Source organism: Desulfovibrio sp., from assembly GCF_035644575.1.
In the GTDB taxonomy this organism is placed as follows: domain Bacteria; phylum Desulfobacterota; class Desulfovibrionia; order Desulfovibrionales; family Desulfovibrionaceae; genus Desulfovibrio.
Genome location: NZ_DASQOG010000207.1, coordinates 1 through 6,676 on the forward strand (window position 1 = coordinate 1; position 6,676 = coordinate 6,676).

Here is a 6,676-nt window from a genome sequence, read left to right on the forward strand (position 1 = left end):
TGCGGCAGGAGGACGTATGCAGCTCAAGCTTGTTTCATGGAATGTCAATGGTCTGCGCGCCGTGGCGGGCAAGCCCGAATGGGAATGGTTTTCGCGCACCGAAGCGCAGGTTGTGGCCTTGCAGGAAACCAAGGCCCACCCAGACCAGTTGAGCGAAGACGTGCGCGATCCTGACGGATGGGAATCCCACTGGTCGTGGAGCACGGTAAAAAAGGGCTACTCGGGCGTGGCGGTATTCAGCAAGATACCTTCACTGAATGTCAGCATAGAGCTGCCCCAGCCGGAATTTCAGGGCGAGGGCCGTCTGCTGCATCTGGAGTACCCGCAGTTCCACTTTTTTAATGGCTACTTTCCCAATGGTGGCGCGGAAGAACTGGACGACAACGGCAAGCCCACGGGCCGCTTCAAGCGCGTGCCCTACAAAATGGGCTTTTTCGACGCCTTTCTCGCCTATGCGGAAGAATGCCGCAAAAGCAAGCCCATTGTGGTTTGCGGGGATTTTAATATAGCGCACAGGCCCATTGATCTTGCGCGCCCCAAGCAGAACGAAAAATACACGGGCTTTTTGCCCGAAGAGCGGGCCTTTCTGGACCGCTTTACTGCCATGGGCTATGTGGACACCTTCCGCCATGTGCACGGCGACAAGGCAGACAGCTATTCCTGGTGGTCGTACAAGAGCCGCGCGAGGGAAAAGAACGTGGGCTGGCGTATCGACTATTTCTTTGTATCGCAGGAGCTTGTGCCGGCTGTGCGCGATGCCTGGATTGAAACGGACGTCTTTGGTTCAGACCACTGCCCCGTGGGGCTGTGTCTGGAATTCTAAGGCCGCAAGTCACTTTTGCCGCCGGGCTGGAATCAAGCGGTTCCAGCCCGGCATTTTTTGTCTGATGCATGTCCACTACTGCGCGACAATCCGGTGCTGTGCCAGTGCCTGTGCCGACCAACAATGCCGATCATAAACGGTTTATATACTGCTGGACGCGCCGCGCCAGCAGCCATCCGTGATATGCAAAATCATCCAACTCGCTGACATCAAGGCCGATTCCGGCGGTATTGCCTTCCTGTAAAATGGAGGGTAACAGTAACGGTTATGGCAACGAGCGTGAATATTGCGGTTTTTTAACCTCGCAACAGCCTGAATAATGTGCAAAGAACAGTAGATCCCCACTTTTGAGGCGCTCCGTCAGATGGTGCGCGCCCGCCAGGAACCATCGCACACCCCGTGGATTTTGTCCGATACTCCTGAGTGCCGATACGTGGCCTATGTCCTTTTGATTCAGTCCTGCCTTCACCTGCTCTTGGGTTTGCCCCTACTCTGATTTCTCTCTCCTGCCCCGGAGGGGAAGGTTACCTTGCCGCGTCTGCGGCATAGAATGAGGATTGCGATGAAAAAATATTCCGACCCCACCCCGCCTTTGCTCGCACACAGGGAAGTGACCCGGCGCGAGGTTCTCAAGTGGTGTACCGCGCTTGGCGGCGCATCCCTTTTGCCATTGGGCGGTGGTTTGCCCCTTGGTCTGGCCCGTGCCGCCACCCAGCCGCCGTATGGCGCGGGCGAGCAGTGCTTCTATTCCGGTTGCGTGGTGAACTGCGGCTCGCAGTGTACGCTGCGCGCGTTCGTCAAGGATGGCCGCGTCACGCGCGTCGAAACCGACAATTCCGATGACGGTCCCAACAACAGGGCCATCCGCGCCTGCCTGCGCGGGCGCTCCATGCGCAAGTATACCTATTCGCCCGACCGCATTAAGTACCCCATGCGGCGCGTAACCGGCGCCAAGCGCGGAGAAGGAAAGTTCGAGCGCATTTCCTGGGACGAAGCCCTCGACACCGTGGCCAAGGAATGGGTGCGCGTACTGAACACCTACGGGCCGGAGTCCATCCACCGCATGTACGGCTCGGGCACAACATCCAGCGGCATGACGCGCCGCAACGAATTTTTCAGGCTTGCCAATTTGCTTGGCGGGCATCTGGACGAATACGGCACCTACAGCACGGCCCAGATTTCAGCAGCTATTCCCTATCTTTACGGGAACAATCAAGGCAATACCATCAACGACATGGCGAACTCAAAGCTTATCGTCATGTTTGGCTGCAACATTCTTGAAACCCGCCAGAGCGGCGGCGGCCTTTCGTATGAGCTGTTTGAAGCCAGAAAAAAAGGCAATGCCCGCATTATCATGGTTGATCCCCGGTATTCGGACTCCATGGCGAAGCTGGGGGACGAATGGGTGCCCATTCGCCCCGGCTCTGACGGTGCGCTTATCGCAGCCATTGCCTATGTGCTCATGAACGAAGGGCTGGTTGACCAGCAGTTTGTGGACACGCACTGCCTTGGTTTTGACGAGGAGCACATGCCCGAGGGCGTGCCCGCAGGCAACAGCTACCGCGCGTACATCATGGGCGAAGGCCCGGATAAAACGGCGAAAACACCGCAGTGGGCGGAAACCATCACCGGGTATCCGGCGGAAAAGATCATCCGCCTTGCCCGCGAGATCGGCTCCACCAAGCCTTGCTGCGTTATTCAGGGTTGGGGGCCGCAGCGCCACGCCAACGGCGACACCATGTCCCGTTCCATTGCCATGCTTGCCATCCTTACCGGCAACGTGGGCATTGCCGGGGGCGGTTCCGGCAGTGCGGAAAGTGTGAGCCAGATTGGTTTTCCGCGCATGCCCGAGGGCACTAATCCGGTCAAGACGCGTATTTCTTTCTACACCTGGATCAACGCCATTGACGACCACACCCAGGTGACTGCCAAAAAGATGGGCCTGCGCAACAAGGAAAAGCTGGATCACGGCATCAAGTTTTTGTGGAACAGCTCGGGCAACGCCCTCATCAACCAGCATTCGGACATTAACGGCACCCGCAAGATTCTTGAGGATGAAAGCAAGTGCGAGTGCATTGTGGTGGTGGAAAACCGCATGACCGCTTCGGCAAAATTTGCGGATATCCTCCTGCCTTCCGTGACGCCGCTGGAACAGGACGACATCATCCAGCAGGGCTATCAGGTAGACCAGAGTTCTCTGCTCATTGCCCGCAAGGCCATTGAACCCCTGTTCGAGACCCGCTCGCAGTATGATATCTGCTCGGCCCTGAGCGAAAAAATCGGCAAGCTTCTGGGCCAGCCCGATCTGGCCGCAAAATATACCGAGGGTCGCAGTCAGCTTGACTGGGTCAAGCACCTTTATGCCCAGGCCCGCGCCAAAAAGCCGGAACTGCCGGAATCCTTTGACGAAGCTTCAAAGATCGGCCTGTTCAAGTGGTTCCCCATGCCGCAAAAGGTAGCCTACAAGGATTTTCGCGAGAATCCGGCTGCCAATCCGCTCAAGACGCCTTCTGGCAAGATCGAAATATTCTCCAAGCGCCTGTGGGATCTGAACCAGACATGGGAACTGCCCAAGGGCGACGCCATCTACGCCATACCCGTGTATGAAAAAACATGGGAAGGCCCGAGTGATTACGAGGGAATGAAAAAACATCCCTTCCAGCTTATCGGTCACCACTACAAGGGCCGCGCGCATTCAAGCTACGCCAACATCCCCTGGCTTGAACAGGTTGCCCCGCAGCAGCTCTGGATGAACGAGGTCGATGCGGCGCAGCGCGGCATCAGGCACGACGACATGGTCAAGGTGTTCAACGATCGCGGAGCAGTGGTCGTGCGGGTCAAGGTGACGCCGCGCATCATGCCCGGTGTGCTCAGCCTGCCGCAAGGCGCTTGGTACACCCCTGACAAAAACGGCGTGGATCAGGGCGGGTGCATAAACACCCTGACAAAAACGCACATGACCCCCTTGGCCAAGGGCAATCCGCAGCACACCAACCTTGTGGATGTGGTTAAAATCTAGCCTGTTGCGCGGAACTGTCTGCATTGAGGAGATTTATTGTGAAACAGCCGGCTTTTTATATAGATATGACAGCCTGCACGGGTTGCAAAACATGCATGGTGGCCTGTATCGACGGTCATGACCTGCCGCAGGGCGTCATGTGGCGGCGCGTGGCCGAGTACACGGGCGGCAAGTGGGTGCGCCGGGCCAACGGTACGTTCGATCAGAACGTGTTTTCCTACTATACGTCCGTCAGTTGCAACCATTGTCAGAACCCCGTGTGCGTGAAGGTTTGCCCCACCACAGCCATGCACAAGGACGAGCAGGGCATTGTGAGCGTGGACCCCGACAAGTGCGTGGGCTGCCGCTATTGCGAATGGAACTGCCCCTATTCCGCCCCCCAGTATGACAAACAGGCAGGCAGAATGACCAAGTGCGATTTCTGCAAGGACAGGCTGGCCGCCGGGCTCAAACCCCTGTGCGTGGAAGCCTGCCCCATGCGGGCCATCCATTTTGGCGAATATGAAGACCTGAAAAAGCAGTTCGGCGATGCCGTGCATGTGGCCCCGCTGCCGGAGCAGAACGTGACCTCCCCCTGTCTTGTGATTACGCCGCCCCACAACGCGCAGCCAGTGGGCAGCAACATGGGCAGCATCCGTAATCCGGAGGAGATGTAGCATGGAGTATCTTCAGGAATTTCCGCTGGTATTCTTTACCTTGCTGTTGCAGATGGCCGTGGGCATGGTGCTGGTGGGCAAGTGCGTGCTTGGCAACGAAGCCGACCGCGCACTGCGCGAAGGCGTGCGGCGGCAGAATGTGGCGGCGCTGCTTCTGTTTGCCGTGGCCGTGATCATCAGTTTTGTGCATCTGGGCACGCCCCTGCATGCGCCCTTTACCCTGCTGCATGTGACGCAGTCGTGGCTCAGCCGCGAAATCCTCATGATCGGCCTTATGGGGCTTGCCCTGTTGTGGCTGGTGCTGGTTGGGCGCAAAAAGCATGCGGTGGATGGCGAGAAGAAAGCCATGATTGCGGCGGGCCTGTGCGGTATTGCGCTGCTGTTCGTCATGAGCTGCGTTTACAATCAGTCCACAATGCCCGGCTGGAGCAACTGGAGCGTTTTTACGGCCTTTCTTGCTTCCATGTGCCTGCTTGGGGGATCCTGGCATGGGGTGGTGCTCAGCCTGCGCAAGGAAGGCGCGCCCGTGCGCGCACTGGGCCCCTGCCTTGTGTGGGCGGTACTGGGCCTTGTGCTTATGGCCGTGAGCCTGCCGCTGGCCATGCCCGAGCAATCTGCCTTCGTCAATCCGGTTTCCCGCCTGCTGCCTCCGGCGTGCATTGCATGGTCGCACGGATTGCACGCCCTGGCCTCGGGCCTGGGCGTTGTACTGTTGGCTCTGGCTGCGGCCCGCGGCATGCAGGGCAAAGGATTTCGCCCGGCGCTGGCGGTTCCCGCATTTCTCCTGATTGTTCTGGGCGAAGTGTTCGGGCGGCTTGTTTTCTATCTTTCCTATTCACGCCTGGGCATGTAGGCACGGCAAACTCTACGGGGGCCATCTGGCCCCCGCATCATTACATATGGAACAGGAACAGTTGACGCAATACGTTGTGACCTTGCAGTTTTGCAGCCGCATTTTCCAGAATTCGCCGGATGAAGACCTGCTGCGCGGCGTCATTGGCGGCGGGCTTCTGCAAGGTTTTGGCAGTTGGGCATGCTTCAGGCCATCCGAACAGGCCGACAAGCTGTGGGGTGGCGCGCTGGCCCCGCAGGGCAGTACAGCCGCGCTCGCGGCGGCCTATACGGCAGAAGCGGCGCAGGATTCCTGCCGCGCGCTGTACCTGGATCTGCATATGGATCATCTGGCCCTGTTTTCCGGGCCGCAACCTGCCGCCGCGCCGTGGGAATCCGTGTGGCGGGAGAAAGACCGCCTGCTTTTTGGCCGCAGAACGCAGGAAGTGCGCGACTGCTACAGGGAATGGGGCATTGCCGCAGAACGGGACGGGCACGAGCCTGAGGATCATCTGGGGCTGGAACTGGCCTTCATTCTTTTTCTTGTGCAGAGCATGGACGGGGTCGTTGCCTCAAGCCAGGGGCAATCCCCGGAGGCTGCGCTGGCGGCTTTTATGGACGGGCACATCCTGGCCTGGGCTGGAGACTGCCTGAAAAAAGCTTCGGAATGCGCCAATACGGTGTTTTACCGCGAGATGTCAGCTCTTTGTTGCCTGCTGCTGGGAAACGTGCGGGGGCTTATTCAAGGATAGACTGTACAACGCACGCCAAAAGGATTTTGACCAACAGCAAAAGCCGTTCCTTGCCGAAAAAGGCTGGAACGGCTTTTGTTTGAGCAATTTGCCATCCGGCGAAATACAATGCGAGCAATTCTCGATAGAAATTGCCCCGTTGGGGCGAGGGCAGCCCCGGTCTAGTCCAGCAGGCCCAGCAAACGCGCAACGCGCTGTTCGTTCAGGCCGCTATGCACCTGCACAAGATCCTGACTGTGCTGCATGGCTTCCTGCTCCACCTGAGCAAGGGCCTGCCGCATTTCGTCAGAATTGAGCATGTGCGGGGTGCCGGGAACAGTCTGTTCCAGCACCGGCGCGGCGGAGGTGCTGACGTCATCGTCAGCGGGCGCTGCCGGGGCCGCTGGGGTACTTTCTGCCCTGTTCACGGGCAGCATGGAGTTGACCCTTTCCTGAAAGGTAGGAAAAACAGGCCCCAGATCATTATTGCGAAAACGGAATTCCAGTTCCATCGGGCTTCTCCTCAGGCTTGACGCAGTGCTGCGTCATTGCACTCGCGCTTGAGCGCGCGGCGGCCATGTGGAAAAATTGACCGCCTGTTGGTATTGCCCGAAAA

6 protein-coding genes are annotated in these 6,676 nt (G+C 58.4%); 5 read left to right on the forward strand and 1 reads right to left on the reverse strand.

Annotated elements, in window-relative coordinates; translation table 11 throughout:
* Positions 1-16 precede the first annotated feature (16 nt).
* From VEZ52_RS11360 to VEZ52_RS11380, 5 genes are all read left to right on the forward strand, one after another.
* A complete protein-coding gene (locus VEZ52_RS11360) occupies positions 17-823 on the forward strand; it encodes an exodeoxyribonuclease III (RefSeq protein WP_324836913.1) in 807 nt (268 codons plus the stop codon).
* A gap of 562 nt (positions 824-1,385) precedes the next feature.
* Entirely contained in the window at positions 1,386-3,842 is a 2,457-nt protein-coding gene (locus tag VEZ52_RS11365) for a DMSO/selenate family reductase complex A subunit (RefSeq protein WP_324836909.1), read from the forward strand.
* Positions 3,843-3,877: 35 nt separating this feature from the next.
* Complete coding sequence (locus VEZ52_RS11370) at positions 3,878-4,498, forward strand: DMSO/selenate family reductase complex B subunit (RefSeq protein ID WP_414649516.1); 621 nt, start codon at positions 3,878-3,880, stop codon at positions 4,496-4,498.
* A 1-nt stretch (position 4,499) separates the two neighbouring features.
* Entirely contained in the window at positions 4,500-5,351 is an 852-nt protein-coding gene (locus VEZ52_RS11375) for a dimethyl sulfoxide reductase anchor subunit family protein (protein WP_324836911.1), read from the forward strand.
* Positions 5,352-5,397: 46 nt separating this feature from the next.
* Complete coding sequence (locus tag VEZ52_RS11380; protein WP_324836912.1) at positions 5,398-6,081, forward strand: molecular chaperone TorD family protein; 684 nt, start codon at positions 5,398-5,400, stop codon at positions 6,079-6,081.
* A 161-nt stretch (positions 6,082-6,242) separates the two neighbouring features.
* On the opposite strand, the gene VEZ52_RS11385 is transcribed toward VEZ52_RS11380, so the two are convergent.
* A complete protein-coding gene (locus VEZ52_RS11385; RefSeq protein ID WP_022658059.1) occupies positions 6,243-6,572 on the reverse strand; it encodes a hypothetical protein in 330 nt (109 codons plus the stop codon).
* Between the last annotated feature and the right edge of the window lie 104 nt (positions 6,573-6,676).

What these genes read in the sequence shown, in the direction of transcription:
- VEZ52_RS11360 (WP_324836913.1), top strand. Translation starts at nt 17, where the DNA reads ATGCAGCTCAAGCTTGTTTCATGGAATGTCAATGGTCTGCGCGCCGTG.
- VEZ52_RS11365 (WP_324836909.1), top strand. Translation starts at nt 1,386, where the DNA reads ATGAAAAAATATTCCGACCCCACCCCGCCTTTGCTCGCACACAGGGAA.
- VEZ52_RS11375 (WP_324836911.1), top strand. Translation starts at nt 4,500, where the DNA reads ATGGAGTATCTTCAGGAATTTCCGCTGGTATTCTTTACCTTGCTGTTG.
- VEZ52_RS11380 (WP_324836912.1), top strand. Translation starts at nt 5,398, where the DNA reads ATGGAACAGGAACAGTTGACGCAATACGTTGTGACCTTGCAGTTTTGC.
- VEZ52_RS11385 (WP_022658059.1), bottom strand. Translation starts at nt 6,572, where the DNA reads ATGGAACTGGAATTCCGTTTTCGCAATAATGATCTGGGGCCTGTTTTT.